The organism is Cnuibacter sp. UC19_7 (assembly GCF_042699995.1).
Taxonomy (GTDB): domain Bacteria; phylum Actinomycetota; class Actinomycetes; order Actinomycetales; family Microbacteriaceae; genus Cnuibacter.
In genome coordinates, this window is sequence record NZ_CP170560.1 from 3,362,689 (window position 1) to 3,386,802 (window position 24,114).

The window sequence follows — 24,114 nt, forward strand, 5'->3', positions numbered from 1 at the left end:
GACGCTAGCGCGATGCGGCCGGCACGGCCACGGGCGATCTCATGGCCCGCAGGCACAGGGCGAGGAGGATCGCGCCGAGCGCTCCGCATCCGACGTACACCACGGCCATGGGGGCGACCGAGTCGTCGGGCAGCCCCGCCGCCGCGGTCATCGTCACCGACACCACGAGGTAGCAGACCGCGCTGGTGAGCCCGCCGATGAGGCCGAGGCTGCGGTCGAAGAGGCCGAGAGCCTGGCCGTAGGCGAACGGGCAGAGCGCACCGCAGCCGAGCATGACGAGCATGCCGCCGACCGTGAGCCAGACCGTGTCGGCACCCACGGTGAGCCCGGTGACCAGCAGGACAGCGGTGCCGGCGGCGAAGAAGGCGAACGCGCCGAAGCCGAGGACGGCGGGGCGGATGCGCTTCGCCAGTGCTCCGGTGGCGAGCTCTCCGGCGAGGTTCGCCGCGCCGATGGCCAGCGCGAGGAGACCGTAGACGCCCGGCGGGATCCCGAGGCGCACCTCGTACAGCAGCGGCGCGACGACGCCGAAGAGCAGCTGGGCGCTGGCGAACAGGGCGAACACCAGCGTGAGGCCGAGGAAGAGCGGCCGTCGGAGGGCCGCGCCGAGCACTCGGGCGAGCGGTCGGAGCTGGACCGGCACGCGGTCGGAGGCCGCCAGAGTCTCCGGCAGCAGGCGCCAGACCAAGACGGCCACGACGCCGGCGAGCACCGCGACGAGCACGAAGATCATCCGCCACGACACGAACTGCACGATGATGCCGCCCACCGCGGGCGCGATCACCGGGGCCAGTCCCCAGGCGGCGCCGAGCCAGCCAGACAGCGACGTGAGCTCTCGGCCCCGCGCCACGTCGGCGGCGATGGCGTACACGACGACCATGCACGCGCATCCGCCCAGGCCCTGGACGAACCGCAGGCCGAGCAGCAGCCACGCGTCGCCGCAGAACGCGATCGCCACGCTCGAGACGCAGAGGAGGGCCAGGCACGACAGCAGCACGGGTCGCCGGCCCAGCGCATCCGCCAGCACGCCGACCGGCACCAGCCCGAGCGCCATGCCGAGCACGTAGGCGGAGACGGAGTTCTGCACCAGGGTGGATGGGGCGCCCAGCTCCGTGATCATCCGTGGGATGGCCGGCGTGTAGATGTCGATCGGCAATTGGCTCAGCGGGATGACGAGCAGCAGGAGCGCGACCACCCGCGGGGTTCGAGGCGTCGGCATGGCGCCAGTGTAGGGACGCGGCGTCCCCCCGTGCGACGCCCCGAGCGGGGGAATGCCGGGAGCCGCCGGGCGCCCTTCGACTGTCGTCGGAGCACGCTCGACTTGCGTTGGAGCACGCTCGAAGGAGTTAGCTGAAGACGGGTCGGCGGCGGTGGTCGCCGCGGCCCGAGGAAGGACGACCATGGCAGAGAAGGTCTGGTTCATCACCGGCGCATCGCGCGGCTTCGGCCGCGAGTGGGCGGTCGCCGCCCTCGAGCGCGGAGACCGGGTGGCTGCGACCGCACGCGACACCTCCTCGCTCGCCGACCTCGTGGACCGGTTCGGTGATCGGGTGCTCCCGCTGCAGCTCGATGTCACCGACCGCGAGGCCGACTTCGGCGCCGTCAGCGAGGCCGTGAACACGTTCGGTCGGCTCGACGTCGTCGTGAACAACGCCGGGTACGGCCAGTTCGGCCTGATCGAGGAGCTCAGCGAGAAGGAGGTCCGCGACCAGTTCGAGACGAACACGTTCGGAGCGCTCTGGGTCACGCAGGCCGCGCTGCCGTTCCTGCGCGAGCAGGGCAGCGGTCACATCATCCAGGTGTCGTCGATCGGCGGGATCTCGGCGTTCCAGAACATCGGCATCTACAACGCCTCGAAGTGGGCGCTGGAGGGCTACTCGCAGGCGCTCGCCCAGGAGGTCGCGCCGTTCGGCGTGAAGGTCACCCTCGTCGAGCCCGGAGGGTTCGACACCGACTGGAGCGGGGCCTCGGCGAAGCACGCCACCCCGCTGCCCGCGTACGAGCACCTCCGCGAGCGCATCGCCGAGTCGCGCCGGTCGAGGGTGAGCACGCCGGGCGATCCCGCGGCGTCGGCCGAGGCGCTGCTGCGCATCGTCGACGCGGAGGAGCCGCCGCTGCGCGTCTTCTTCGGCACGGCGCCGTTCGGCATCATGAAGGCCGACTACGACAGCCGGATCGCCGAGTGGGAGAAGTGGCAGGATGTGTCGGCCCTCGCGCAGGGCGGGTCCGAGAGCGGGGATCCGGCCTGAGCACACGAGGCGCGCAGCGGATGCCGGTGATGCGGTTCGAGGGCCTCATCGCCGGCATCGGCACGTCCAGCGGACGCCGCGTCGTGGTGGGCCTCTGGACCCGATCGCCGCTCGGGCGCTTCGCCGACGTCATGGTCGAGGATGCGGCGGGCCACCGCCTCCTGCTCGCTCCGAGCGCTGAGGTGGCCGAGCTGGTGTCGGAGACCTACCGCTTCGACGAGGTGCGGATCGTGCCGGTGAGCTGGAGGGTGACATCCGACCGGGCGGAGATCGACGCGGGCGACCTCCGGCTGCGCCTGGAGCTCGGATCCCGTAGCCCGCTCGGTCGGATGCTGCGGTTGCAGCCGCGCCGCCTGGCGCTGTCGACGCGGTGGCTCGCGCTCATAGACCCCGTCGCACGTCTGCTCGTGCGCGGCGCGGCGACCGCCGGCACCGCGGGCGGTGGCCGACGCGAGTACTACGGGGTGATGGATGCGCGTCACGTCCGATCGGTGGAGGCAGGCGACTCGACGGGCTCGTGGGGAGAGCTGGCGCCGCTCACGCCCTCCCCGCGGTTCGGGTTCGCGTCGACCCCCGCCGCACCCACGATCGTGCGCGTCACCACCACGATCGTGGGCTGAGCCCCCGCTCGGCCCGGGCCCCGCGAGCTCCGCACATGCGTCGAACGGCGAGGACCTGCCCCTCCCGAAGCGCGGGGAGGGCGGGTTCTCGCCGTTCGACGATCGGGACGCTCAGTAGCCGTAGCTGATCTGGACGAGGAGCGGGTAGAGGATCGACGTCAGCGTGCCCACCAGGATGACGGCGCCGGCGCCGATTCCCATGGCCGCGAGCACGACACCGCCGTCGCGACTCCGCAGCCCGAGGATACCGAACACCACCGCGCCGATGCCGAGGAGCCCTCGGAGGACGGTGTCGAGGCCCGAGATGACGCCGTACACGCCCGACCCCATCGAGTAGATCACCGAGGCCTGGACGAGCGTGAGGATGAAGCCGACCACGACTGCGGCGCCCGCGAGGATGACCGACACCAGCCCGAGCGTGTTGCGCGGCTTGCCGGGCCCCGGCTGTCCGAAAGGCTGTCCTGGGCCGGACGAGCTCGGGCCGTACCCCGGGTGACGTGGCTGCTCCCCGTATCCGGCGCCGGGCTGCGGCCCGTACCCGGGGTGGCGGGGCTGCTGCGGCGGCTGCTGGTACGACGGCTGGCCCTGCGACGGCTGCGGAGGCTGCTGTTGCTGCTGCTGCGGCCAGGGCTGGCCGGGCTGTGGGCCGGGTCCGCCGTTCCCGCCGGGGGGAGTGGGGCCGTATCCGGGGTGAGGGGGCTGGTCGCTCATGTCAGTCCTTCTTCGTCGTCTTGTGGAGCGACTCGGGCTTGTGCACCGCTTCGCGCCCCGACTTGTCGCTCTTCACCAGGTACTGGGGGTCGTCCTCCGAGGCCCGAACCGTGCGGCCCGCCTCCTCGGTGTCGGACGTGATCTTCTTCTCGACAGTGCCCTGCGTCTCGGTGCCGTGCGTCTTCCACGACACCTCGTCCCCTCGGGACAGCTTCTCCGCCATGCCCTCACCGTACTGCCCGGGCCCCTTCCGGGGAGGGCGACATCGACCGCCCCCCCCCCCCCCCCGTTCGTCTTCCCGCCGAGTCGCAAGTATCCGCCCTCATCCGGGCCTTACAGGGGCGTCTTCTCGCCGCTCGACGCGTGATCGGGGGTCGGTGCGTCCGCCGACGCCGCAAGGTGAGGGGCCTCGCCCAGGGGCTCGAGGGACGTGGCGGCGCCGCGCTCGAGCTTCACGAGCACGACGCCGAGGACGATGAGCGCGCCGCCCGCCGCTTGCAGCAGGGTGGGCACCTGGCCGAGCAGCACCCACGCCACGAGGATCGCGAACAGCACCTCGGCCAGACCGACGAACGACGCCACCCGCGATCCCAGCCGCTGCGCGGCGAGGAGGCCCGTGAGGTAGGCGAGCGCGGTGGCGACGAGCACGATGACGGCCATCGGCATCCACCACGGCACGCTCGCGCCCAGCACCACCGGGTCGGTCGACGAGAACGTGAACGGCACCAGCCCGGTCGAGCCCAGGATCCCGAGCACCGTCGCCGACAGCAGCAGCCCGGCCGAGACGAGCGTCACCGCAGGCAGGTCGCCGCCTGGCGCGGCGATGATGAGGTAGTACCCCGCCAGGCAGAGCGCCGCCAAGGACGCGAATCCGACGCCGACGAGATCGAAGCCCTGCGACCCGCCGGGGCCGACCACCAGCGCCAGGCCGAGGATGCTCACGATCGCCCCGAGGATCGTCAGCGTCTGCGGGCGCACCCGCGTCCGCGCCCAGGCGAAGAGCACGAGCAGCACGGGCGCCGAGTACTCGATGAGCAGCGCGGTGCCGACGTCGAGGGTCTCGAGCGCCGCGAAGTAGAACACCTGGCAGCCGACCACGGCGATGAGCGCGTAGGCGATGACCTGCTTCCAGGCCAGCCACAGCATCCGCCAGCGACCGCGGAGCGCGAGGAGTGCGGGCACGAGAAGCACCAGCCCGCCGCCGGCGGCGCGCACGGTGACCGCGGCGACCGGGGACCAGCCCGCGTCGAGCAGCGGTTTGACGAACGCCCCGCTGGTGCCGAAGGCGGCGGCGGACACCAGGGCGATCACGAGACCGGTGGCGGCCGTGCGGCTGGCGGTGGGGTTCATCGGACGTCCGATCGTCGCGGGCGTCGTGTCAGGAGCTAACGGCGCTACGCTAGTGACACTAGACCGGAGAGCTGTCAGGAGTCAACGTGGTTTTTGCCTATGACACCGAGGCGACCCTGGCGTTCACCGCCGCGCTCGTCAACACGCTGCCCGGCGCCTCGCACTCGCGCGACGACGAGCTCACCGAACCGCGGGCGCTGGTCGAGCTCCTCGACGAGCACGAGTACTCCGGTCGACGCGACGGCGACGAGGCCGAGCTCGACGAGATCCGCGCCGCCCGTCATGAGTTCCGGCGATTCTGGGAGGTCGACCGCGACGAGGCCGTCGGCATCGTGAACGCGTTCCTCCGCGACGCGGCCGCCCTGCCTCAGCTGGTGCGCCACGACGCCTGGGACTGGCACCTCCACGCCACCGAGGCCGAGGCTCCGCTCGTGACGCGCATCCGGGTGGAGGTCGCGATGGCGTTCGTCGACGTCATCCGCTCGGTGGAGTACGACCGCTTGCGCATCTGCGCCGCCGACGACTGCGACGCCGTGCTCGTCGACCTCACGCGCAACCGCTCGAAGCGGTACTGCGATGTGGGCAACTGCGGCAACCGGATGAACGTGGTCGCCTACCGCGCCCGCCGCGGCTAGAGCAGCTTGCGGAGGGTGCGCAGGTTGCGAGTGGTCGTGACGGACCTGTAGCGGGTCTTCGCCAGGAGCTTCGCGAACGGGGTGTCGGTGCTCGACCCCTTCGGGCACTCCCAGTACACGACGTCACCGTCGCGCACGGCCCGCTCGATCGCGGCGTCGCCGCGGTCGAGCTCCTCGGCGGCCTGGGCGATCTCGCCCAACGCGCCCTCGTCCGATCCGAAGACCACGTACGGATGCGCCGCCTCCGTCTCGGGCCACGGATAGCCGGCGACGATGGTCTCGAGCGACGCGTGCGGCACGAGGACGATCCACGCGTCGTACCCGAAGCGCTCGCCCAGGGCCTTCTCGATCGCGGGCTTCAGCGTGCCGGCCGGATCGTCGGTCTCGAAGACCACGTTGCCGGAGGCGAGCACCGTACGCACGTCGCGGTACCCGAGCGAGACGAAGAGGGCCTTGAGCTCGGCGCTCTTGATGGTGATGCCGTTCACGTTGACGCCCCGCAGCAGCGCCGCCCACCTGCTCATGCTCACATCCTGCCGCACGCCGCCGTTGATACCCGAGCACACCCAGAAGCCGCGGCTGGCCGCGCCGTGCAACCGCTCCTATCGGGTGTGCTCAGGAGGGTGAGGTGGTGCCGTCCGGCTGGTGAGCGCGAGCGGAGCGCACGGCGGTGATGACCGCAGACACGAGGGCCAGCACGACGAGAGCGCCGGCCACCGCGAAGGCGCTGACCGCCACCGCGGGCGCCTCGAGGGTTCCTGTGATGCGCGACACCCCGATCCAGGCCACGCCCCACGACAGCGAGAGAAGCGCCGCCATCCTGCCCCTCGACCACACCGTGAGCCCCACACCGAGCAGGCCCGCCACGACGAGCAGAGCGATGCCCCACCCCTCGGGGGCGACGCCCAGCCCATCGAAGCCCGCCGCTGTCAGCGCCGCGGCGATGTTCGCGACGGTCGCGATGGTGACCCAGCCGAGATAGAGGCCGAAGACGCCGTCGACCAGAAGCGCCTGAGCGGGGCCGGCACTCCGCCCGGCACCCGGACGACGTCGCCGCAGCACCCCGAGGACCCAGAGGAGCGAGACGAGCAGCAGCACGATGAGGGGCACGCTCAGCCAGAGCGCGTCGAACTGGATGCTGAGGATCCAGGCGGCGTTGAGGAGCATCGACGCGGCCACGGGCACGCCGATCGCGCGGAGCAGGGGATCGGCGGCACGGCCGGGCAGGGCCTGGTAGACGGCGTACGCGATCAGGCCGAGATAGATCACCGACCAGATCGCGAAGGCGGGGCCGGCGGGCGCCACCATCGTGGAGTCGGCACTCAGAGCGCCTCCGGCGGCCTCGGCGATCGGGGTGCCCCCTGCGGCGCCGGAGCCGATGAACGCGCCTGCCACGGCCAGCGCGGCGCAGACCGGGATCCCGATCTGCCGGATGCGGTCGGCCGCGGTGACGGAGTCGTTCGAATACCTCATTATCAAGGAGCTTAGCTACTTGTGACCTGTCCGCAAGGTGCCGCCGTGGGTCGGCGTCAGCGACGCAGGGTGTCCGGTCGCGGGAGTTCGAGCGACTCGATGAGGTCGCCGAGTCGGCGGTCGAGCTCGGCGCCCGCTTGCGTGAGCTTGTTGCGATCGAAGGATCCGAGGGCAGAGCCCGGTTGCTCGACGAGGAGGGCGCTGCCCTCGGGGCGCGACTGCATCTCGAGTCGTACAGGCAGGTAGAGCAGGGCGCCGCCATCCTGTCGGAGGGCCCGCGCCGTGACGGCCGGGTCGGCGAGCAGGTAGCTCGTGGTCTCGATCGTGCTGCCCGAGTGGCGCAGAAGGGCGCCGTGTTCATGGCGCCAGAGTCGGACGAATCCGGAGGGGACGGTCCAGGTCAGCCCGCGGAGGAAGCCGGCCCAGGTCGTCCGTCCCGCTTCGAGTTCAGCGACGTCGGCGTCGTCGAGGGGTGCGACCGCCTCGTCGAGGCGGGCTTGCAGGTCGCGGTACGCGGTCGAGGTCTCGATGAGGATGCGCCGGGCGGTGTACTCGGTGGTCGTCTCGGACGCGGGTCTGGTCACTCTTCGATCCTCGCACCTCTATACATCGAACAGACTCGCCGCCGCAAGCCCAGGCGCGAGGGCAAAAAACTAGCTAGCCTCTCTAACAAGTCGCCACTCGAGACAAAGGCGATCGAAAGGACTTCCCATGAGCATCCTCGAACGCCCCGATTCCGTGGCCACGGATGCGGCCCTCGCCTCAGCCCACGTCGCTGCCGTCGCGCCCGCCGTGGCCGGCTCGTTGGTCGAGGTGGACTGGCTGTCGCCCGAGCCGAAGCTCTGGGTCGGCTCCCGGGGCGGGGAGTTCGCGGGGATGGTCGAGTTCAGCAACGGCCACTTCCTCGCCACCGATCGGATCGGTGCGTCGCTCGGCGCGCATCCGACGCTCGACCTGGCGAAGCAGCGAGTCGCCGCGCCGCCGCACGTGGTGCGTTCGGTGCTCGCTCAGGCCGCCGTGGTGGCGGGAGTCATCGCCTCCGCCGTCGCGCTCATGAGCCTCAGCCTCGTCACCCTCTGACCCGCGGCCTGCCTGAACCCGTTCGCGTGAACGAAAGGACTCAGGCGCCGTCGGGGTCGAAGCGGTAGCCCATCCCGGGCTCGGTGAGGAGGTACCGCGGGTGGGAGGGGTCGGGCTCGAGCTTCTTGCGCAGCTGTCGGATGTAGAGGCGCAGGTAACCGGTCTCGTGCACGTCGGCCGTGCCCCAGATCTCGGTGAAAAGCTGCCCGTGGGTGACGAGCCGCTGCGGATGCCTGAGCAGCAGTTCGAGGATCTTCCACTCCGTCGGGGTGAGCCGCACCGCGCCGCGCTGGTCCTCGCGGGTGACCAGGCGCGCGGCGAGGTCGACGGTCACGCTGCCGAACTCGACGACCGGCTTGTCGGCCACGGGTGTGCTGCGCCGGGTGAGGGCGCGCACCCGGGCGAGGAGCTCGTCGATCGCGAACGGCTTGGTCACGTAGTCGTCGGCGCCGGCGTCGAGTGCGTCGACCTTGTCGGCGGAGTCGGTGCGGCCCGAGACCACGAGGATGGGGACCTGCGACCACCCGCGCACGGCGCTGATCACCTCGATGCCGTCGAGGTGCGGCATGCCGAGGTCGAGCATGATCAGGTCGGGCGGATGCGTCGACGCGGCCGCGATGGCCTGCTTTCCGTCGGCGGCGGTGACGATCTCGTGACCCTGAGCGCCCAGCGTCACGCGGAGCGCGCGGAGGATCTGTGGGTCGTCGTCGGCGATCAGGATCCTCATCGCAGCTCCTCGTCCGTGTGTGAGATCGCGTCCGCGTCCGCGTCCGTGTCCGTGGCCGCCACTGTGTCGGCGTCGGCGTCGGTGTCCGGGACCGTCTCCGTACCGCTCGCGATGGGGAGGGTCACCACCATCGTCGTCCCGCCGCCCGGCGTCTCCTCGACCTCGAGGGTGCCGTCCATCCCCTCGACGAAGCCCTTCGAGAGTGCGAGACCCAGCCCGAGCCCGGTGAGGTTGTCGGTGTCGCCGAGACGCTGGAAGGGGACGAAGACGTCCTCGCGTCGGTCGGGATCGATGCCCGGGCCCCGGTCGATCACGCGCACCTGCACGGTCTCGCCGAACGCCGAGGCGGCGACTGCGACGCGCTGCCCGGGCGGGGAGTAGCGCAGCGCGTTCAGCAGAAGGTTCACGAGCACACGACCGAGCAGCACCGGATCCGCCCGGACCGCCGGCAGGTCGGCGGGGAGGTCGAGGTCGACGCCCTCAGGGCCGAGATCGATCTCGTCGAGCACGCCGGGCACCACGTCCTCGACGTCGATGTCCTCGGCCCGCACCGCGAGCGCACCCGCCTGCACCCGGCTGACATCGAGGAGGTCGGTGAGGAGCGAGGCGAGCGACGCCAGCCCCGTCTCGGCCGTGTCGAGGAGCTCGTCGCGGTCGGCCTTCGAGAGCGAGGCGCCCTGCAGTCGCAGGCCGGAGACGGCGGCGGACGCGGCCGCGAGCGGGCGGCGCAGGTCGTGTCCGACGGCGGCGAGCAGGGCGCTTCGCACCCGGTCGGCGGCGGCCAGCGGAGCGACCTCGCTCGCGCGCTCCTCGAGGTCGGCCTGCTCGAGCGCGGTGGCCAGCTGGCTGACGATCACGCCGAGCAGCCGACGGTCGCTCGAGCGCAGAGGTGCGCCGCGGAGCTCGAGCACCGAGTCGTCGTCGACCGGCACGATGTCGACGTGCTCCGCACCACCGGCGGATGTCTCGCCCGCGCTCGCGACGACCCGTCCCTCGACCACGAGCCGCACCGCGTCGAGCGAGAACGCCTCCCGTGTCCTCCCCACGAGGGCGTCGAGCGGGTCGTCGCCGCGCAGCACCTCGCCCGCGATCGACGCGACGAGCTCCGACTCCGCGGCCGACCGCCGGGCCGCCCGGGTGCGCCGCGCCGCCTGGTCGACGACGATCGAGACGAGCACGGCGATGACGACGTAGAGGCAGAGGGCCAGGAGGTGCAGCGGCTCGGACACGGTGATCGTGTAGAGCGGGTCGACGAAGAAGTAGTCGAGCGTGAGCCCGCTGAGCACCGCGGCGAAGAGTGCCGGCCAGATGCCGCCCACAAGCGCCACGACGACGGTGAGCAGCTGGTAGCTGAGCACGTCGGAGGTGATCGAGTCGTCAGATCGGAACGACGCGAGCAGCCAGGTCAGGAGCGGCCCGCCGGCCAGGGCGAGCACGAAGCCCAGGATGCGCCGGCGCAGGGTGAGGGAGCCGCGCGCCTTGGGCAGCGCGAGTCGGCCGCCCGCGGCAGCGTGGTTGACGATGTGGACGTCGATGTCACCCGATTCGCGGATGACGGTGGCGCCGATCCCGGGGCCGGTGAGGAGCGCCGCAAGTCGGCTGCGGCGGCTCACGCCGATGACGAGCTGGGTGGCGTTCGCGCTGCGGGCGAACTGAACGAGCGCTTCGGGGATGTCGTCGCCGACGATCTGGTGGTAGCTGCCGCCGAGCGTCTCGACGAGGGCGCGCTGCTCGGCGAGAGCGCCGGGGTCGGGGCCGCGGAGGCCGTCCTGGCTGACGACGTGGACGGCCATGAGGGCACCGCCGGCGGAGCGGGCGGCGATCCTCGCGCCGCGGCGGAGCAGGGTCTCGCCCTCCCGTCCGCCGGTGAGCGCGACGACCACTCGTTCGCGCGCCTCCCACTTCGCCCCGATGCCGTGCTCGGCGCGGTAGCGCTGCAGGGCGGAGTCGACCTCGTCGGCGAGCCAGAGCAGTGCGAGCTCACGCAGGGCGGTGAGGTTGCCCAGACGGAAGTAGTTCGACAGGGCCGCGTCGATGCGCGCGGCCGGGTAGACGAGCCCCTCGGAGAGCCGGTCGCGGAGCGCCTGGGGGGCGAGGTCGATGACCTCGATCTGGTCCGCCGAGCGGAGCACCGCATCCGGCACCGTCTCGCGCTGCGGGGCGCCGGTGATCTGCTGCACCACGTCGTTGAGCGACTCGATGTGCTGGATGTTCACGGTCGTGATCACGTCGATGCCCGCATCCAGGAGGGTGTCGACGTCGCGCCAGCGCTTCTCGTGCCGACCGCCGGGCGCGTTGGTGTGGGCGAGCTCGTCGACCAGGGCTGTCGCGGGCCTGCGGGCGATCACGGCGTCGAGGTCCATCTCGGTCAGCTCGACGCCGCGATGCTCGATCACGCGGCGGGGGATCGTCTCGAGCCCGAGGGTCATCGCCCGGGTGGCGGCACGTCCGTGGGTCTCGACGACGGCGATGACGACGTCCCGACCGGCGGACTTCAGCCGCCGGCCCTCCTCGAGCATGGCGTACGTCTTGCCCACTCCGGGTGCCGCGCCCAGCAGCACCCGGAGCCTGCCCTGCTTCATCGGGACGCCGCCCGGTGTCGCAGGCCGATCGGGACGTCCACGTCAGGACAGCTGCGCGAGCGCGATGTTGAGCTGCAGGACGTCGACGGTGGGCTCACCCAGGTAGCCCAGGTCGGGCTGCTGGACGAACTGCTCGACCAGATCGCGTACACGGGACTCCTCGAGGCCGCGTGCCGTGGCGACGCGCGAGACCTGGAGAAGAGCGTAATCGGGGCTGATGTGAGGATCGAGACCGGAGGCGGACGCGGTGAGCGCATCCGCGGGGATGTCGGCCGGGTCGACGCCGTCGTCGGCGGCGATGGCCTCCTTGCGCTGCTCGATGGCGGCGAGGAGGTCCTCGTTCTCGGGCCCGTAGTTGCTGCCCGAGGAGGCGGAGGCGTCGTACCCGTCGCCGGCGGCGGAGGGGCGCGACTGGAACCACTCGGGGAGGGCGTTGCCGTCGGCGTCGGTGAACGACTGCCCGAGGAGGGCGGAGCCGGCGACCTGCCCGTCGACGGTGACCATGCTGCCGTTCGCCTGGGCGGGCGCGACGAGCTGCCCGACACCGAGCACGGCGAGCGGATAGGCGACGCCGAGCACGACTGTCGCGGCGATCATGAAGCGGAGCGCCACCCAGTAGGGTCTGGCGATGCCGCGTGTGGAGGCCATGGGATCGAGTCCTTTCGTATCCGGCTCAGAAGCCCGGGATGAGGGTGACGATGAGGTCGATGATCTTGATGCCGACGAATGGCGCGATCACACCGCCGAGCCCGTAGATGAGGATGTTGCGGTTGAGGATCCGCGAGGCCGACATCGGTCGGTACTTCACCCCGCGGAGCGCCAGCGGGATCAGAGCGACGATGACGAGAGCGTTGAAGATCACGGCCGACAGGATCGCGGAGGCGGGGGAGTGCAGCTGCATGATGTTGAGCAGCCCGAGCCCGGGGAACACCGCCGCGAACATCGCGGGGATGATCGCGAAGTACTTCGCCACGTCGTTCGCGATCGAGAACGTGGTGAGCGCGCCGCGGGTGATGAGCAGCTGCTTGCCGATGGCGACGATGTCGATGAGCTTCGTCGGGTCGGAGTCGAGGTCGACCATGTTGCCGGCCTCCTTCGCCGCCGACGTGCCCGTGTTCATCGCCACGCCGACGTCCGCCTGAGCGAGCGCCGGAGCGTCGTTGGTGCCGTCACCGGTCATCGCGACCAGCCGCCCGCCCTCTTGCTCCTTGGTGATGAGCGCGAGCTTGTCCTCGGGGGTGGCCTCGGCGAGGTAGTCGTCGACGCCCGCCTCCTTCGCGATGGCCGCGGCGGTCAGCGGGTTGTCGCCGGTGATCATCACGGTGCGGATGCCCATGGCCCGCATCTCCGCGAAGCGCTCGGCGATGCCGGGCTTCACGACGTCCTTGAGGTAGACGACGCCGAGGATGGACGGCGTGCGTCCCGGGCCCCGCTCGGCGACGACGAGCGGGGTGCCGCCCAGTGAGCCGATGCGCTCGGTCTCTGCCTGCACCTCGGCGAGCAGCGTCGAGGGGAGGGGGCCCTCCTCCTCGATCCAGGCGAGCACGGCCGAGCCGGCGCCCTTGCGGATCATGGTGCCGTCGGGGAAGTCGACGCCGCTCATGCGCGTCTGCGCCGTGAAGGGCACCACGACCGCGTCGAGGGTCGCCGGCGAGGCGAAGCCCTGGTCGGCGGCCAGGTCCACGATCGACTTGCCCTCGGGGGTGGGGTCGCTGAGTGACGAGAGCGCGGCCGCGCGGCGGAGGTCGGCGACCGCCGATCCGTCGACCACGATGAACTCCGAGGCGCGGCGGTTTCCGTAGGTGATGGTGCCCGTCTTGTCCATGAGCAGGGTCGTCACGTCGCCCGCGGCCTCGACCGCACGGCCTGACATGGCCAGCACGTTGCGCTGCACCAGCCGGTCCATGCCGGCGATGCCGATCGCCGAGAGCAGGGCGCCGATGGTGGTCGGGATGAGGCAGACCAGGAGCGCGACCAGCACCGCGATGGCGGGCGTGGCATCCGAATAGCCCGCGATGGGGCCGAGCGTCAGCACCACGATCACGAAGATGATCGACAGGCTCGCCAGCAGGATGTTGAGCGCGATCTCGTTGGGGGTGCGCTGCCGCGAGGCGCCCTCGACGAGGCGGATCATCCGGTCGACGAAGGTCTCGCCGGGCTTCGAGGTGATGCGCACCACGATCCGGTCGCTGAGCACCCGCGTGCCGCCCGTGACGGCGCTCCGGTCGCCGCCCGACTCGCGCACCACCGGGGCGGACTCGCCCGTGATGGCCGATTCGTCGACGCTCGCGATGCCCCACACGATGTCGCCGTCGCCGGGGATCAGGTCGCCTGCGGTCACGACGACGACGTCGCCGAGACGGAGGTCGGCGCTCGCGACCTGGGAGGTCGTGGCGCGCTCGGCCGCGGGATCCGCGGTGTCGTCGTAGGCGTCGACCCGATCCGCCATGGTGCTGGTGCGCGTGGCGCGCAGGGTCGCGGCCTGCGCCTTGCCGCGGCCCTCGGCCACCGACTCCGCGAGGTTGGCGAACAGCACCGTGAGCCACAGCCACACCGCGATCGCCCACGTGAAGGCGAGCGAGACGGATCCGGCCCCCGTCTCGGCGGGCAGGAAGGGCTGCGCGATCGCGATCACCGTGGTGAGGGCCGCGCCCACCTCGACGATGAACATGACCGGGTTGTGCCACATCTCGCGGGGATCGAGCTTGCGGAACGCCCCCGGGAGGCCCTTCCAGAGCTGGGCCGGGCTGAACGCGCGGGAGCCCGCGCGGGGTGAGTCGCCGCGCACGGCGGCGGGGGAGGTGACGGCGGTCATGGTCAGGAGAGTCCTTCGGCGAGCGGCCCGAGCGCGAGCACGGGGAAGTAGGTGAGCGCGACGACGATGAGGACGACGCCCACGAGGAGGCCCACGAACTGCGGGCGGTGGGTCGGCAGCGTTCCGGCGGTGGCGGGGACCTTGCCCTGCGCCGCGAACGATCCGGCCAGGGCGAGCACGAACACGATCGGCACGAAGCGGCCGAGCAGCATGGCGGCGCCGAGGGCGGCGTTGAGCCACGGCGTGTTCGCGGTGAGCCCGGCGAACGCCGATCCGTTGTTGTTCGACGCGGAGGTGAAGGCGTACAGCACCTCGGAGAACCCGTGGAGCCCGGGGTTCCAGATCGAGGTCGTCTCCACGTCGTCGCGGATCGCCGGGATGGCGAAGCTCAGCGCGGTGCCCACCAGCACGAGCGTCGGCGTGGTGAGGATGTAGAGGCTCGCGAGCTTGATCTCGCGCGGGCCGATCTTCTTGCCGAGGTACTCGGGAGTGCGGCCCACGAGGAGCCCCGCGATGAACACGGTGATGATCGCGAGCACGAGCATGCCGTACAGGCCCGACCCCACGCCTCCCGGCGCGATCTCGCCGAGCATCATGTTGAACATCGGCATCATGCCGCCGAGCGCGGTGAAGCTGTCGTGCATCGAGTTCACGGCGCCGGTCGAGGTCAGCGTCGAGGTCGTCGCGAAGAGCGTCGACCCCACGATCCCGAACCGCTGCTCCTTGCCCTCCATCGCGCCACCCGCCGCCATCGGGGCGGAGCCCGCTCCGATGAGCTCGAAGGTCGTGAGGGCCGCGAACGAGATGACGAAGATCGCGCCCATCGCAGCGAGGATGGCGTAGCCCTGACGCTTGTCGCCCACCATGGTGCCGAACGTGCGGGGCAGCGAGAACGGGATCGCGAGCATGAGCACGACCTCGAAGAGGTTCGTCCAGCCGCTCGGGTTCTCGAACGGATGCGCCGAGTTGGCGTTGAAGAACCCGCCGCCGTTCGTGCCCAGCAGCTTGATGGCCTCCTGGCTGGCGACCGGACCACCGGGGATCGACTGAGTGCCGCCGGTCAGCGTGGTGACCTCCGTGAAGCCCGTGAGGTTCTGCACCACACCGCCGACGACGAGGGCGATCGCCGCGATGATCGAGAGCGGGAGCAGGATGCGCACCGTGGCCCGGGTGAGGTCGACCCAGAAGTTGCCGATGGTGCCGGTCGAACGCCGGGCGAGACCGCGGATGAGCGCGACCGCCACGACGATGCCCACCGCCGCCGACACGAAGTTCTGCACGGCGAGGCCGGCCATCTGCACGGCGTAGCCCATCGTCACGTCGGGCGAGTACGACTGCCAGTTCGTGTTCGTCACGAACGAGATGGCCGTGTTGAACGACAGCCCCTCGGGGATCGCCGGCATCCCGAGCGAGAGCGGCAGCACCGCCTGCAGACGCTGCAGCCCGTAGACGAGGATCACGCCGATGAACGAGAACGCGAGCACGCCGCGGAGATAGGCGCCCCAGGTCTGCTCGGAGTCGCCGGCCACGCCGATGACCCGGTAGAGGCCCCGCTCCACGCGGAGGTGCTTGGGTGAGGTGAAGGTGTGGGCCATGTAGTCGCCGAGAGGGCGGTACAGCACGGCCAGGACGAGTGCGAGCGTCGCGAACTGCGCGACGGCGAGCCAGATCTCCACAGGCTAGAACCTCTCGGGCTTCACGAGGGCCACCACGAGGTAGGCCACCGCGGCGACGCCGAGAACGGCGGCGATGGTCTCGAGGACGATCACAGTTTCTCGACCCCCCAGGCCACCAGGGCGACGAGGGCGAAGAGGCCGGCGATCGCCAGCACAGACACCAGGTCCAACACGTCTACGACTCCATTCGCACGCCGCTCTGGCGTGCATCCGGTGTCCGATCCTGTCGGCCGGGCTGGGTCAGGCGGCCCGCCCTAACGCTTTCCTGACGGCGGCGCGCCCCGCGCGCTCCCGATCCTCACGCATCCCTCACACCCTGCCCGCCCGTTGCTCCACCTCTGCTTTCGCTGCCTTTCTGACGTGTCGCGGGGTCATTGGCGCAGCGAAACGCCACAGAGGCAGCGAAACCCGGCCCGACGGAGCGGATCGGGGCGGGTTGGGGGAAGCTGGGGGGATGAGGTCGATCACGTACGCCGGGGAAGCGGTGCAGACCAGCGACGAGGTGGCGTCCCTCCTGGTGGAGCTGTCCGCCGAGCTCGCGAAGGCCGGACGCGCGGAGGCCGTCGAGATCCCGATCGTCACGCAGGGCGGCGGCCGCGACACCGCCGAGCTCGTCGTCGGACTAGGCAACGACGTGCTCTCGCTGCCCGCCGAGCCCGAGGGCGCCGAGCCCGACTTCACCGACGCCGTCGAGATGCTCACGGCCATGCTCGATGCCACGTTCGCGCAGTTCACCATGACGGCGCCCGCTGCGACGCCGGCGACCGCGCTCGCAGAGGCGCTCGCGTTCGACGACCCGGCGATCGAGCCGGAGACCGCGGAGCCGCAGATCGTGCCCGACTCGTCCCCGGGCCGAGGTGACGCGGCGGTCACCTCGCTCGACGAGTTCAGGCGGGCTCAGCGCTCCCGCTGAGCAGAGCTCGCGCCTCGGCGCCGATGACCGCCGACAGCTGGGTCGAGAGGAACACCGGACCCCGCCGGGGCTCGAGATCCGTCGCGCACGGCTCCCAGGTGTCGACGGCGAGCATCCGGGGTCGCCGCAGCGAGAGCCACATCGCCTCCGTCGACGAGTCGATCCACGCGCGGAGGCGCTCCCGCTCGGAGCCCTTCGGCATCCGCAGCACCAGACGCACGAGGTACCGCACGAACACGCCCTTGAACAGGCCCGCGTCGCCGCCGCCCGGCCCGGGCCGCGCTTCCTCTCCACGGATCACGCCGTCGGGCGCGGCCAGCGCCAGGTAGGCGGATGCGGTGCGCGCCGCCTCCTCGAGACGCGTCGCGTCGCCGGTGCGGTCGAACTCCTCCACCAGAGCCCCCACATACAGCCCCTGGTTGTACGAGAAGACCCACCCCGTGTCGACCCGGCCGTCGCCCGAGCGGTCGATCCCGTCGACGAGCACGCCGGAAGGGAGCCTCAGAGTCGAGTCGAGCCACGCCAGGGCCTCATGACCCGTCGTGAGGTACCTCTCGGCGCCCGTCGCGGCGTGGAGCCGCAGCGAGAGCAGGGCGAGCAGCCCGTTGGTGGGCGCGTTCTTGTAGGTCGGCTGCTGCCGCCGCCAGCACGCGCTGGGCCCGTGCGTGTCGTTCCACGCCGAGCCCACGATCTCCTCCCAGAGCTTCGTGGCGTCGTCGAGCCGCCCGAGGCGCAGGGCGGCCAGGGCCATCCAGCCCATGTCGTCGAAGTAGTCGACGACCAGGCCGCGTGAGCGGCGCCGCGCGTACTCGAAGGCCTCGGCGGCGGGCGGCGCGAGCGCCGCGTCACCGCGGTCGACCGCGTCGAGCCTCGCCTCGACGAGGTTCGCGATCCACCAGTAGTCGAAGCCGTGGGCGCCGAGCAGACGGGGACGGGCGAGCCGACGGTAGCGGCCGCGCGCCAGGCGCGATCGGAACGACGACGTCAGAGCGCTCTGGAGCGCATCCGCGCGCTCACCCCAGTCGGAGGTCTCGGGGGAGGACGTCACGTGAGGGGGCAGACGTCACTTGATGGGGAGGACGTCACTTGATGGGGAGGACGAACTCCTCGCCCAGGACCTGGACGGTGAGGGGCTCGCCGGTGATGACCTCCTGCGGGGTCCAGAACACGCTCGTGTGGGGCACGTAGTCCATGGTGCAGATCTGGTCGGCGGCCGGGTTCTCGGTCGTGATCGCGACGGTGTTGCCCTCGCCCGCGGGGCTCACCACGCTGATGTCGGAGCCGACCACGGGGCAGGACGAGCTGCCCCAGGTGGTGAGGGCGATCTGGCCGCCCTGGTGCAGCCACGAGATCATGACGCCCTCACCCTCGCCGCCGACGCTCTGAAGGGGCTCTTCCGGGTCGCCCCGGAACGACTCCGTGGGGTAGGTGGTCATGCAGCCGGCCAGCGCGAGGACTGCGACGCCCGCCCCGGCGACCGCGGTCGCGATCCGCATCCGATTCCTCATGAGCCACACGCTAGCAGGAGGGGCGGACGCCCGGTGAGGCGGATCTCGCGGTCGTCCCGGGTGCTGCGGCTCACGCCAGCGCCGACCGCACGCGCGCGGCGAGGAGGGGCACGGTCTCCTCCTCGAACCACGGGTTGCGCCGCCGCCACACCCCGGCGAGCGGGGAGGGATGCACGATCGGGAACAGCGGGTCGTGGTCCGGAGCGGCGCGTACGGCAGCGGTGAGCGTCGTGTAACGGCCGGGCAGGTAGCGGCGCTGCGCGTACGAGCCGACCAGCACCGTGAGGCGCACCTCCGTCAGCAGGCTGAGCAGGGGCGGATGCCACCGCTCGGCGAAGCCGCGCCGCGGGGGCAGGTCGCCGCTCCGCGCCTTGCCCGGATAGTAGAAGTCCATCGGCACGGTGGCGAGCTTCGTCGGGTCGTAGAACTCCTCGTCCGTCGTGCCCAGCCAGGAGCGCAGCAGACGTCCGCTCGGGTCGTCGAAGGGGATGCCCGACTCCTGCGCGCGGCGCCCGGGAGCCTGGCTGATGAGCAGGACGCGGGCCTCCGGCGAGGCGACGAAGAGCGGCTCGTAGCCGATCTCGCGGGCCCAGGCGTTGTCGGGATGCGCGGACACCGCGGCGCGGAGCTCATCGATCGCCGACATGCCTCGAGTCTGCCATCGTGGGCCGATCCCGGCGCGGCAGGCGGGCTCATGCGTCACCTCGACACCGATTCCGCCGAAGTCCCGCCGTATTCGCGGGGCTCGCCCGGAATCGGTGTTGAAACGAGGCGGCGCTCAGCCGAGGCGCGAGGGCGACACGAGCTCTCCGACCTCCTGTCGCATCCACCACTGACCCGTCTCGCGCCGCTCGGTGCGGGTGGTGAATCGGTAGAGGTACACGCGCGCCCGGATCCACGTGGGCGGCTCGCCGCCGAACGGGTCGTGGCGCAGGAGCCGGAGGGTGGCGCGGTCGGCGACCAGGAGCTTTCCGAGGAGCGCCCGGAACCAGCCCGAGTCGGGCGAGCCCAGCGCGAGGAACCACATGAGCCAGTCGAGCCGCAGGTGGTAGGGCGCGAACTGCCCGGGGATGCGACGCACGTCGCCCGGCTTGCCCTTGAACTCGTAGGGCAGCCAGTCCTCCTCCCGGGACGGTCGCTCCGAGGTCGACCCCTCGATGATCACCTCGTAGCGCTCCTGCGTGACAGAGCCGAAGGCGCCGTACGCGTTCATCAGGGAGAGGCGGTTGAAGGTCGCGTTCATGCGCTGCCGCCGGGAGAACAGGTTCTGCAGCGACGGCCAGCCGAGCGCGACCATGAGGGCGGTGGCGACCATCACGAGGACGATCCAGTAGAGGGGCGCGGGGTCGCTCGAGTAGGAGGTGGTGGCGGGCATCGCGGGGATCAGCGCGTGCACCGCGTCATCCGAGATCGCGCCGAAGGCGAGCACGATCGTGAGGATGTTCAGCCACGCGAAGTTCCCGGTGACCACGAGCCACAGCTGAGTGAGGATCACCGCTCCCGCGGCGATCGAGGCCACGGGCTGCGGCGCGAAGAGCAGGAACGGCACGACGAGCTGGGCGACGTGGTTGCCCAGCACCTCCAGCCGGTGCACCGGCTTCGGCAGCAGGTGCGCGAACCGGCTCAGCGGGTTCGGCATCGGCTGCGTCTCGTGGTGGTAGTAGAGGGCGGTCAGGTCGCGCCAGGTGCGGTCCCCGCGCATCTTGATCATCCCTGCGCCGAACTCGAGACGGAACACGAGCCACCGCACGAGCACGATGACGAGGATCGGCGGCGCCACCTCGTTCGACCCGAGGAAGGCGACCAGGAAGCCGGCCTCGCAGAGCAGCATCTCCCAGCCGAAGCCGTAGAACGTCTGCCCGACCGAGACGATCGAGAGGTACAGGATCCACAGGCTCAGGAAGGCGATGAGAGGCAGCCATGGCGGTCCGAGCTGGGGGAGCCCGGCGACCAGGGACGCGGCGATCAGGGTGCCGACGACGCAGACGGCCCTGAGCATCCGATCGCTGTAGTACAGACGGAAGATGGTGGGCAGTCCGGCGGCCCCGCCCCGGGCGAGGTGGCGCGGGACGGGGAGCAGTCCGCGCTCGCCGAGCAGCGCGGGGAACTGCGCGAGCGTGGAGAGGAACGCCACCACGTAGATCGCGGCGACCCCGCGCTGCAGCATCTGGCGGGCGAACTCGTAGTCGCCGGCGCCGAACCACGCCCCGAACCACTCCGTGACCCCGTCCATGCCCCGATCCTGCTCGTGTCGCCGGGTTTCCGCTGCCGCCTTGACCTCTCGCCGGGTCGATGGGCACGCGAGACTTCACCAGGAAGCGAAACCGGGTGGGGTTGGCGGGAGCGCGGGCGCGGGCGGGCGGGCGCGCGCGGGTGGGCTCAGAGGGTGATGGGGGCGATGAGGGTGGGGTCGTCCTTCGCGACGGAGGTGTCGCGGGCGTTGTTCACGCGCTTCGAGACGGGGTACGTGGTGATGGTGTGGGCGACGGCGAGCGACGCGCGGTCGAGCATGGCGAGCAGCTCGTCCTTCTCGTCGCGAGCTTCGACCGGGCGGGGGTCGAGCCACTGGCTCCACACGTCCTCGGTGAGGAACACGGGCATGCGGTCGTGCACCTCGCCCGAGGCGTCGGCCGCCTCGCGGGTGATCACGGTGAAGCTCACCGCCCAGTCGTCGCCCTCCTTGCGCACCTCGTACAGGCCGGCGGCGGCGAGCAGCGACTCGGGGCCGTGGATGAAGTACGGCTGCTTCCCGCCCGGCGTGGCCTGCCACTCGTAGTACCCGTTCATCGGGACGATGCAGCGCTTCTGTGCGAAGGCACGGCGGAACAGGCCGTTCGTGGCGACGCTCTCGAGCCGGGCGTTGATCGGCGCCGGGCCGCCGGGCTTCGCCCAGGAGGGCTTCAGGCCCCACGCGGCGCCCTCGATCTCGCGGGAGGCCTCACCGTCGTGGACCCGCTCGCGCACGATCGCCGACTCCTCGGTGGGAGCCACGTTGTACGACGGGCGCCAGTCGCGCAGCTCGCCGCCGCGCGCGACGAACTCCTTGATCAGCTCGTCTGTCTCGGTGTCCATCGCGAACCGCCCGCACATGCGTCCATCCTCGCACCGGGGTCCGACATCAGGGCGGATGCGGTGAGCGGGTGAGCTCCGCAGGCCCCACGCCGGCGGCTCAGCGCGAGACGGTGCAGGAGGAGCCGAGCTGCTCCGAGTCGAGCGGCCAGCGTATGTCGAGCACGTCTCCGGGCTGCATCGTGAGCCCGTCGGAGCAGGGGAAGTTCACCCGCTGCACGTCGACGGTCTGCAGCATGAACCGGGACGCGATCGCCAGCAGCTGATCGCCCTGCGCGACCGTGTACCGGAACTCGTACCCGTTGACCTGCTGGCTCTGACCCTGCGCGAACTCCTGGGCCCCGGTGTCCTGCACCTCGGGGGTGTTCGCGGTGTTGCCGCCGTCGGTCTGCCCGCCGGCGTCGTTCGGCGGGGTGGGCGGCGGTGGCGGGGGAGGAGGCGGTGGCGGTTCCTCCGTCGGCGTCGGTGTCGGAGTGGGGGTCGGCGTGGGAGTGGTGGTGGGCGTCGCGGTGACGGTTGCTGTCGCGGTGACCGTCACGGGGGCGGCCGCCGTGGGCTGAGTGAGCAGCGAGCAGGCCGAGAGGCCGAGAGCGGCGCCCGCGACGGTCGCCGCAGTCGTCACACGAAGAACAAGACGACCTGTGCGCACGCTTCATTGTCTCGCGCGGCCGGGTGTGCGGCAGTCCTCCCAACCGGGGACATCCCGTGAATGGTGTTCCGGGTCGTTCGGCGCGTCACCGGGCGGTCGACCCGAACGACGACGCCGAGACCACCGCGCCCGGATGCGGACCGGCGGCGAGCAGCGCCCCGTCCCACTCCTCGACGCGCGGCGACCGCGACGCGACGATCACCGCGTTCCCCTCCCGCCCCTGCTCGACGACGGACGACGGACCCACGATCACGGCGTGCGGGAACGTGGGCACGAGCGCGGCGACGTGTGCGAACGTGGCGGGCAGGCCGTCATCGTCGGCGACGTTGACCAGGAGAACGCCGGTGTCGCCGACGATCCGCCCGAGCCCCGTGTAGAACTCGGGTGTCATGAGATGGGGTGGGGTCGTCGTACCGCGGTACATGTCGGCGATGACGAGATCCGAGGGCAGGCGCCCGACCAGCGCCGTGGTCTCCGCCGCGTCGCCGGCGAGCAGTTCCAGGCGCGACCCCACGGGCAGCGGCACCGACTCCGAGACGAAGTCGACGAGATCCGGCTCCAGCTCCAGCACCGTCTGGTCCGCCCCGGGATGGTGCGCCTCCACCCACCGCGGGAAGGTCAGCGCGCCGGCGCCGAGGTGCACCGCCCTCACCACGCGGCCGGGAGCGAGGCCGTCGAGAGCGAGCTCGGCGGCGGCCGCCATCCGCCGCATGTAGTCGTAGTGCAGCCGCTCGGGCTCGCCTGGGTGCACGTGCGACTGCGCGTGACCGCGGATGCGGAGCACGACACCCCCGGAGAGCTCATCGGTCTCGAGCGTGGCCAGGTCGCCCGATCGGGCGAGGAACGTCGACGCGAGAGTCGTCACCGCAGCGCCTCCACGAGCTCGACCGGGCGCTCGAAGAACCTCCCCAACGCCGCGAGATGCCGTTCGACGCCCCTGTGGACGCCCTCCGACCAGGGCTCGAACGGCTCGACCGATACGCGGATGCGTCCCGGGTCGAGCCGCCTGCGCCACGTGCCCACCACCTGGCCGGCCGACACCACGATCGGAAGGACGAGCCCGTTCGCGCCGGGTACCACCCGGTCGAGCCACTCAGGTCGGACCATGGGTGTCCGATCGGGGTAGCCGATCAGATACTCGTCGAATGACGGCAGCGCGACCACGCCGCTGGACGACCGCGACGGGCGCTCCGGCGCATCCGGGGTCATCAGCTGGATCTGACCGTCGACCTCGTGCTCCACGAGCTCGTCGCCGGCGAGCTCACGCGCCCGGGTCGCGTCCTTGACGGTGAGCTTCGTCCACCAGACGAAGTCGCGCAGGGTGACCGGCCCGTGACCCGCGACGTAGCGGAGCAGCAGCCGGCGGAGGGTCTCGTCGCGGGTGGGCTCCTCGCGTGGCGGCGCCCACTCGTCGAGGAGCACGAGCCGCTGTCGGGTGGTGTCGGTGGGTCCCCAGCAGATCAGGCCGTCGTGGGCGAGACGCCAGAGCAGGTGGATGCCGCGCTGCCCGTCGGTCGCGACGCCGCCGGCCGCGAGGAGAGCGAGAGTCTCCTCGCGGTCGAGGGAGCGTCCCGCCAGACCGTCGCGAAGGATCGCCGTCGCCCGGGCGAAGGTGTCGTCGTCGAGTCCGAGCCCGCGGTGGCGCGTGCGCGCGCTTGCGATGGTGCGCTCCGCGGTGAGGTCGAGGATGGCGCGGAGGTCATCGGGCGACAGGATGTGGAGCGTGCCGCGCATCGGCCACGAGCGCACGATGCGACGCGACTCGAAGGCGGCCTCGACGTCGCGCAGGGTGGCACCGGGTGCGCGGGCGCCGAGCGCCCAGAGGGACTGGCCGAAGTCCTGCGCCTGCACGGCGACGAGTCGCTCGACCGCCGCGACCACCTCGTCGGCGGCGCTGCGGTGACCGGCGGCGCTGCGGCGACCGCTCTGCACGGCTCTCTGGGCCTCGAGCCTGAGCCGGGGGATGTCCGCGCTGCGCAGAGCCATGCGCTCAGTATGGCGGTCGCCGACGACACGAGTCGCGGGAGTGGGCTTGCCGCCCGCGAACAGAAGCGTAG

General features: G+C 71.4%; 26 protein-coding genes. 5 read left to right on the forward strand and 21 right to left on the reverse strand.

Features of this window, described 5'->3' with window-relative positions:
* Positions 1-4: 4 nt before the first annotated feature.
* Entirely contained in the window at positions 5-1,219 is a 1,215-nt protein-coding gene (locus ACFJGV_RS16075) for an MFS transporter (RefSeq protein ID WP_378144994.1), read from the reverse strand.
* A gap of 181 nt (positions 1,220-1,400) precedes the next feature.
* Between ACFJGV_RS16075 and ACFJGV_RS16080 the strand changes: the two genes are divergently transcribed.
* A complete protein-coding gene (locus ACFJGV_RS16080; protein ID WP_378144995.1) occupies positions 1,401-2,249 on the forward strand; it encodes an SDR family oxidoreductase in 849 nt (282 codons plus the stop codon).
* 20 nt (positions 2,250-2,269) lie between these two features.
* Positions 2,270-2,869, forward strand: coding sequence for a hypothetical protein (locus ACFJGV_RS16085; protein ID WP_378144996.1), 600 nt, complete (start codon positions 2,270-2,272; stop codon positions 2,867-2,869).
* Positions 2,870-2,980: 111 nt separating this feature from the next.
* Here ACFJGV_RS16085 and ACFJGV_RS16090 read toward each other — a convergent pair whose 3' ends face one another.
* The 3 genes from ACFJGV_RS16090 to ACFJGV_RS16100 form a co-directional block, all read right to left on the reverse strand.
* The gene (locus ACFJGV_RS16090) at positions 2,981-3,580 is read right to left on the reverse strand and encodes a hypothetical protein (RefSeq protein WP_378144997.1); all 600 of its coding nucleotides are present in this window, start codon (positions 3,578-3,580) and stop codon (positions 2,981-2,983) included.
* A 1-nt stretch (position 3,581) separates the two neighbouring features.
* Positions 3,582-3,803 carry a DUF2945 domain-containing protein gene (locus tag ACFJGV_RS16095; RefSeq protein ID WP_378144998.1) on the reverse strand — a complete coding sequence of 74 codons (222 nt, stop codon included), beginning with the start codon at positions 3,801-3,803 and terminating at the stop codon, positions 3,582-3,584.
* A gap of 110 nt (positions 3,804-3,913) precedes the next feature.
* On the reverse strand, positions 3,914-4,930 hold the full coding sequence (locus tag ACFJGV_RS16100; RefSeq protein WP_378145000.1) for a DMT family transporter: 1,017 nt from the start codon (positions 4,928-4,930) through the stop codon (positions 3,914-3,916).
* Positions 4,931-5,016: 86 nt separating this feature from the next.
* Between ACFJGV_RS16100 and ACFJGV_RS16105 the strand changes: the two genes are divergently transcribed.
* Positions 5,017-5,565: a CGNR zinc finger domain-containing protein gene (locus tag ACFJGV_RS16105; protein ID WP_378145002.1), complete on the forward strand. Its 549-nt coding sequence runs from the start codon at positions 5,017-5,019 to the stop codon at positions 5,563-5,565.
* Here the strand turns inward: ACFJGV_RS16105 and ACFJGV_RS16110 are convergent.
* The 3 genes from ACFJGV_RS16110 to ACFJGV_RS16120 all read right to left on the reverse strand — a co-directional run bounded on the left by ACFJGV_RS16110 (position 5,562) and on the right by ACFJGV_RS16120 (position 7,622).
* The gene (locus ACFJGV_RS16110) at positions 5,562-6,089 is read right to left on the reverse strand and encodes a DUF1697 domain-containing protein (protein WP_378145003.1); all 528 of its coding nucleotides are present in this window, start codon (positions 6,087-6,089) and stop codon (positions 5,562-5,564) included. The genes ACFJGV_RS16105 and ACFJGV_RS16110 overlap by 4 nt on opposite strands.
* A 91-nt stretch (positions 6,090-6,180) precedes the next feature.
* Complete coding sequence (locus ACFJGV_RS16115; RefSeq protein WP_378145004.1) at positions 6,181-7,038, reverse strand: tryptophan-rich sensory protein; 858 nt, start codon at positions 7,036-7,038, stop codon at positions 6,181-6,183.
* A 56-nt stretch (positions 7,039-7,094) separates the two neighbouring features.
* Complete coding sequence (locus ACFJGV_RS16120; protein ID WP_378145005.1) at positions 7,095-7,622, reverse strand: hypothetical protein; 528 nt, start codon at positions 7,620-7,622, stop codon at positions 7,095-7,097.
* A gap of 127 nt (positions 7,623-7,749) precedes the next feature.
* Between ACFJGV_RS16120 and ACFJGV_RS16125 the strand changes: the two genes are divergently transcribed.
* The gene (locus ACFJGV_RS16125) at positions 7,750-8,118 is read left to right on the forward strand and encodes a hypothetical protein (RefSeq protein ID WP_378145006.1); all 369 of its coding nucleotides are present in this window, start codon (positions 7,750-7,752) and stop codon (positions 8,116-8,118) included.
* Positions 8,119-8,158: 40 nt separating this feature from the next.
* Here the strand turns inward: ACFJGV_RS16125 and ACFJGV_RS16130 are convergent, their stop codons facing one another.
* The 6 genes from ACFJGV_RS16130 to kdpF are packed head-to-tail and all read right to left on the reverse strand — an operon-like array spanning position 8,159 to position 16,011.
* Positions 8,159-8,845: a response regulator gene (locus ACFJGV_RS16130; protein WP_378145007.1), complete on the reverse strand. Its 687-nt coding sequence runs from the start codon at positions 8,843-8,845 to the stop codon at positions 8,159-8,161.
* Positions 8,842-11,427 (reverse strand): ATP-binding protein, encoded by a 2,586-nt coding sequence (locus tag ACFJGV_RS16135; protein ID WP_378145009.1) that lies wholly within the window; start codon positions 11,425-11,427, stop codon positions 8,842-8,844. The genes ACFJGV_RS16130 and ACFJGV_RS16135 overlap by 4 nt, the downstream gene beginning before the upstream one ends.
* 42 nt (positions 11,428-11,469) lie before the next feature.
* Positions 11,470-12,075 carry a potassium-transporting ATPase subunit KdpC gene (gene kdpC / locus ACFJGV_RS16140; RefSeq protein ID WP_378145011.1) on the reverse strand — a complete coding sequence of 202 codons (606 nt, stop codon included), beginning with the start codon at positions 12,073-12,075 and terminating at the stop codon, positions 11,470-11,472.
* 25 nt (positions 12,076-12,100) lie between these two features.
* Positions 12,101-14,242 (reverse strand): potassium-transporting ATPase subunit KdpB, encoded by a 2,142-nt coding sequence (kdpB, locus tag ACFJGV_RS16145; protein ID WP_378145012.1) that lies wholly within the window; start codon positions 14,240-14,242, stop codon positions 12,101-12,103.
* 2 nt (positions 14,243-14,244) lie between these two features.
* Positions 14,245-15,918: a potassium-transporting ATPase subunit KdpA gene (gene kdpA / locus ACFJGV_RS16150; protein WP_378145014.1), complete on the reverse strand. Its 1,674-nt coding sequence runs from the start codon at positions 15,916-15,918 to the stop codon at positions 14,245-14,247.
* 3 nt (positions 15,919-15,921) lie between these two features.
* Complete coding sequence (gene kdpF / locus ACFJGV_RS16155) at positions 15,922-16,011, reverse strand: K(+)-transporting ATPase subunit F (protein ID WP_115364668.1); 90 nt, start codon at positions 16,009-16,011, stop codon at positions 15,922-15,924.
* A gap of 361 nt (positions 16,012-16,372) precedes the next feature.
* Between kdpF and ACFJGV_RS16160 the strand changes: the two genes are divergently transcribed.
* Positions 16,373-16,831 carry a hypothetical protein gene (locus tag ACFJGV_RS16160; protein WP_378145015.1) on the forward strand — a complete coding sequence of 153 codons (459 nt, stop codon included), beginning with the start codon at positions 16,373-16,375 and terminating at the stop codon, positions 16,829-16,831.
* Here the strand turns inward: ACFJGV_RS16160 and ACFJGV_RS16165 are convergent.
* From ACFJGV_RS16165 to ACFJGV_RS16200, 8 genes are all read right to left on the reverse strand, one after another.
* Complete coding sequence (locus ACFJGV_RS16165) at positions 16,806-17,879, reverse strand: glycoside hydrolase family 76 protein (RefSeq protein ID WP_378145016.1); 1,074 nt, start codon at positions 17,877-17,879, stop codon at positions 16,806-16,808. The two genes, ACFJGV_RS16160 and ACFJGV_RS16165, sit on opposite strands and share 26 nt — an antisense overlap.
* 34 nt (positions 17,880-17,913) lie before the next feature.
* Complete coding sequence (locus ACFJGV_RS16170) at positions 17,914-18,339, reverse strand: hypothetical protein (protein WP_378145017.1); 426 nt, start codon at positions 18,337-18,339, stop codon at positions 17,914-17,916.
* Between the two features lie 70 nt (positions 18,340-18,409).
* Positions 18,410-18,985 (reverse strand): uracil-DNA glycosylase family protein, encoded by a 576-nt coding sequence (locus ACFJGV_RS16175; protein ID WP_378145018.1) that lies wholly within the window; start codon positions 18,983-18,985, stop codon positions 18,410-18,412.
* Between the two features lie 132 nt (positions 18,986-19,117).
* Positions 19,118-20,572: a lipase maturation factor family protein gene (locus ACFJGV_RS16180; protein WP_378145020.1), complete on the reverse strand. Its 1,455-nt coding sequence runs from the start codon at positions 20,570-20,572 to the stop codon at positions 19,118-19,120.
* Positions 20,573-20,718: 146 nt separating this feature from the next.
* Positions 20,719-21,429, reverse strand: coding sequence for an SOS response-associated peptidase (locus tag ACFJGV_RS16185; protein ID WP_378145021.1), 711 nt, complete (start codon positions 21,427-21,429; stop codon positions 20,719-20,721).
* A gap of 79 nt (positions 21,430-21,508) precedes the next feature.
* On the reverse strand, positions 21,509-22,030 hold the full coding sequence (locus ACFJGV_RS16190; RefSeq protein WP_378145022.1) for a LysM peptidoglycan-binding domain-containing protein: 522 nt from the start codon (positions 22,028-22,030) through the stop codon (positions 21,509-21,511).
* Between the two features lie 112 nt (positions 22,031-22,142).
* The gene (locus ACFJGV_RS16195; RefSeq protein ID WP_378145023.1) at positions 22,143-22,922 is read right to left on the reverse strand and encodes a spermidine synthase; all 780 of its coding nucleotides are present in this window, start codon (positions 22,920-22,922) and stop codon (positions 22,143-22,145) included.
* Positions 22,919-24,043, reverse strand: coding sequence for a winged helix DNA-binding domain-containing protein (locus ACFJGV_RS16200; RefSeq protein WP_378145025.1), 1,125 nt, complete (start codon positions 24,041-24,043; stop codon positions 22,919-22,921). The genes ACFJGV_RS16195 and ACFJGV_RS16200 overlap by 4 nt, the downstream gene beginning before the upstream one ends.
* Between the last annotated feature and the right edge of the window lie 71 nt (positions 24,044-24,114).

Bases quoted from the DNA above. Each gene is read 5' to 3' on its own strand.
- ACFJGV_RS16075 (WP_378144994.1), bottom strand. From the start codon at position 1,219: ATGCCGACGCCTCGAACCCCGCGGGTGGTCGCGCTCCTGCTGCTCGTC.
- ACFJGV_RS16080 (WP_378144995.1), top strand. From the start codon at position 1,401: ATGGCAGAGAAGGTCTGGTTCATCACCGGCGCATCGCGCGGCTTCGGC.
- ACFJGV_RS16085 (WP_378144996.1), top strand. From the start codon at position 2,270: ATGCCGGTGATGCGGTTCGAGGGCCTCATCGCCGGCATCGGCACGTCC.
- ACFJGV_RS16090 (WP_378144997.1), bottom strand. From the start codon at position 3,580: ATGAGCGACCAGCCCCCTCACCCCGGATACGGCCCCACTCCCCCCGGC.
- ACFJGV_RS16095 (WP_378144998.1), bottom strand. From the start codon at position 3,803: ATGGCGGAGAAGCTGTCCCGAGGGGACGAGGTGTCGTGGAAGACGCAC.
- ACFJGV_RS16100 (WP_378145000.1), bottom strand. From the start codon at position 4,930: ATGAACCCCACCGCCAGCCGCACGGCCGCCACCGGTCTCGTGATCGCC.
- ACFJGV_RS16110 (WP_378145003.1), bottom strand. From the start codon at position 6,089: ATGAGCAGGTGGGCGGCGCTGCTGCGGGGCGTCAACGTGAACGGCATC.
- ACFJGV_RS16115 (WP_378145004.1), bottom strand. From the start codon at position 7,038: ATGAGGTATTCGAACGACTCCGTCACCGCGGCCGACCGCATCCGGCAG.
- ACFJGV_RS16125 (WP_378145006.1), top strand. From the start codon at position 7,750: ATGAGCATCCTCGAACGCCCCGATTCCGTGGCCACGGATGCGGCCCTC.
- ACFJGV_RS16130 (WP_378145007.1), bottom strand. From the start codon at position 8,845: ATGAGGATCCTGATCGCCGACGACGACCCACAGATCCTCCGCGCGCTC.
- ACFJGV_RS16135 (WP_378145009.1), bottom strand. From the start codon at position 11,427: ATGAAGCAGGGCAGGCTCCGGGTGCTGCTGGGCGCGGCACCCGGAGTG.
- kdpC (WP_378145011.1), bottom strand. From the start codon at position 12,075: ATGGCCTCCACACGCGGCATCGCCAGACCCTACTGGGTGGCGCTCCGC.
- kdpB (WP_378145012.1), bottom strand. From the start codon at position 14,242: ATGACCGCCGTCACCTCCCCCGCCGCCGTGCGCGGCGACTCACCCCGC.
- ACFJGV_RS16160 (WP_378145015.1), top strand. From the start codon at position 16,373: ATGAGGTCGATCACGTACGCCGGGGAAGCGGTGCAGACCAGCGACGAG.
- ACFJGV_RS16170 (WP_378145017.1), bottom strand. From the start codon at position 18,339: ATGAGGAATCGGATGCGGATCGCGACCGCGGTCGCCGGGGCGGGCGTC.
- ACFJGV_RS16175 (WP_378145018.1), bottom strand. From the start codon at position 18,985: ATGTCGGCGATCGATGAGCTCCGCGCCGCGGTGTCCGCGCATCCCGAC.
- ACFJGV_RS16180 (WP_378145020.1), bottom strand. From the start codon at position 20,572: ATGGACGGGGTCACGGAGTGGTTCGGGGCGTGGTTCGGCGCCGGCGAC.
- ACFJGV_RS16185 (WP_378145021.1), bottom strand. From the start codon at position 21,429: ATGTGCGGGCGGTTCGCGATGGACACCGAGACAGACGAGCTGATCAAG.
- ACFJGV_RS16200 (WP_378145025.1), bottom strand. From the start codon at position 24,043: ATGGCTCTGCGCAGCGCGGACATCCCCCGGCTCAGGCTCGAGGCCCAG.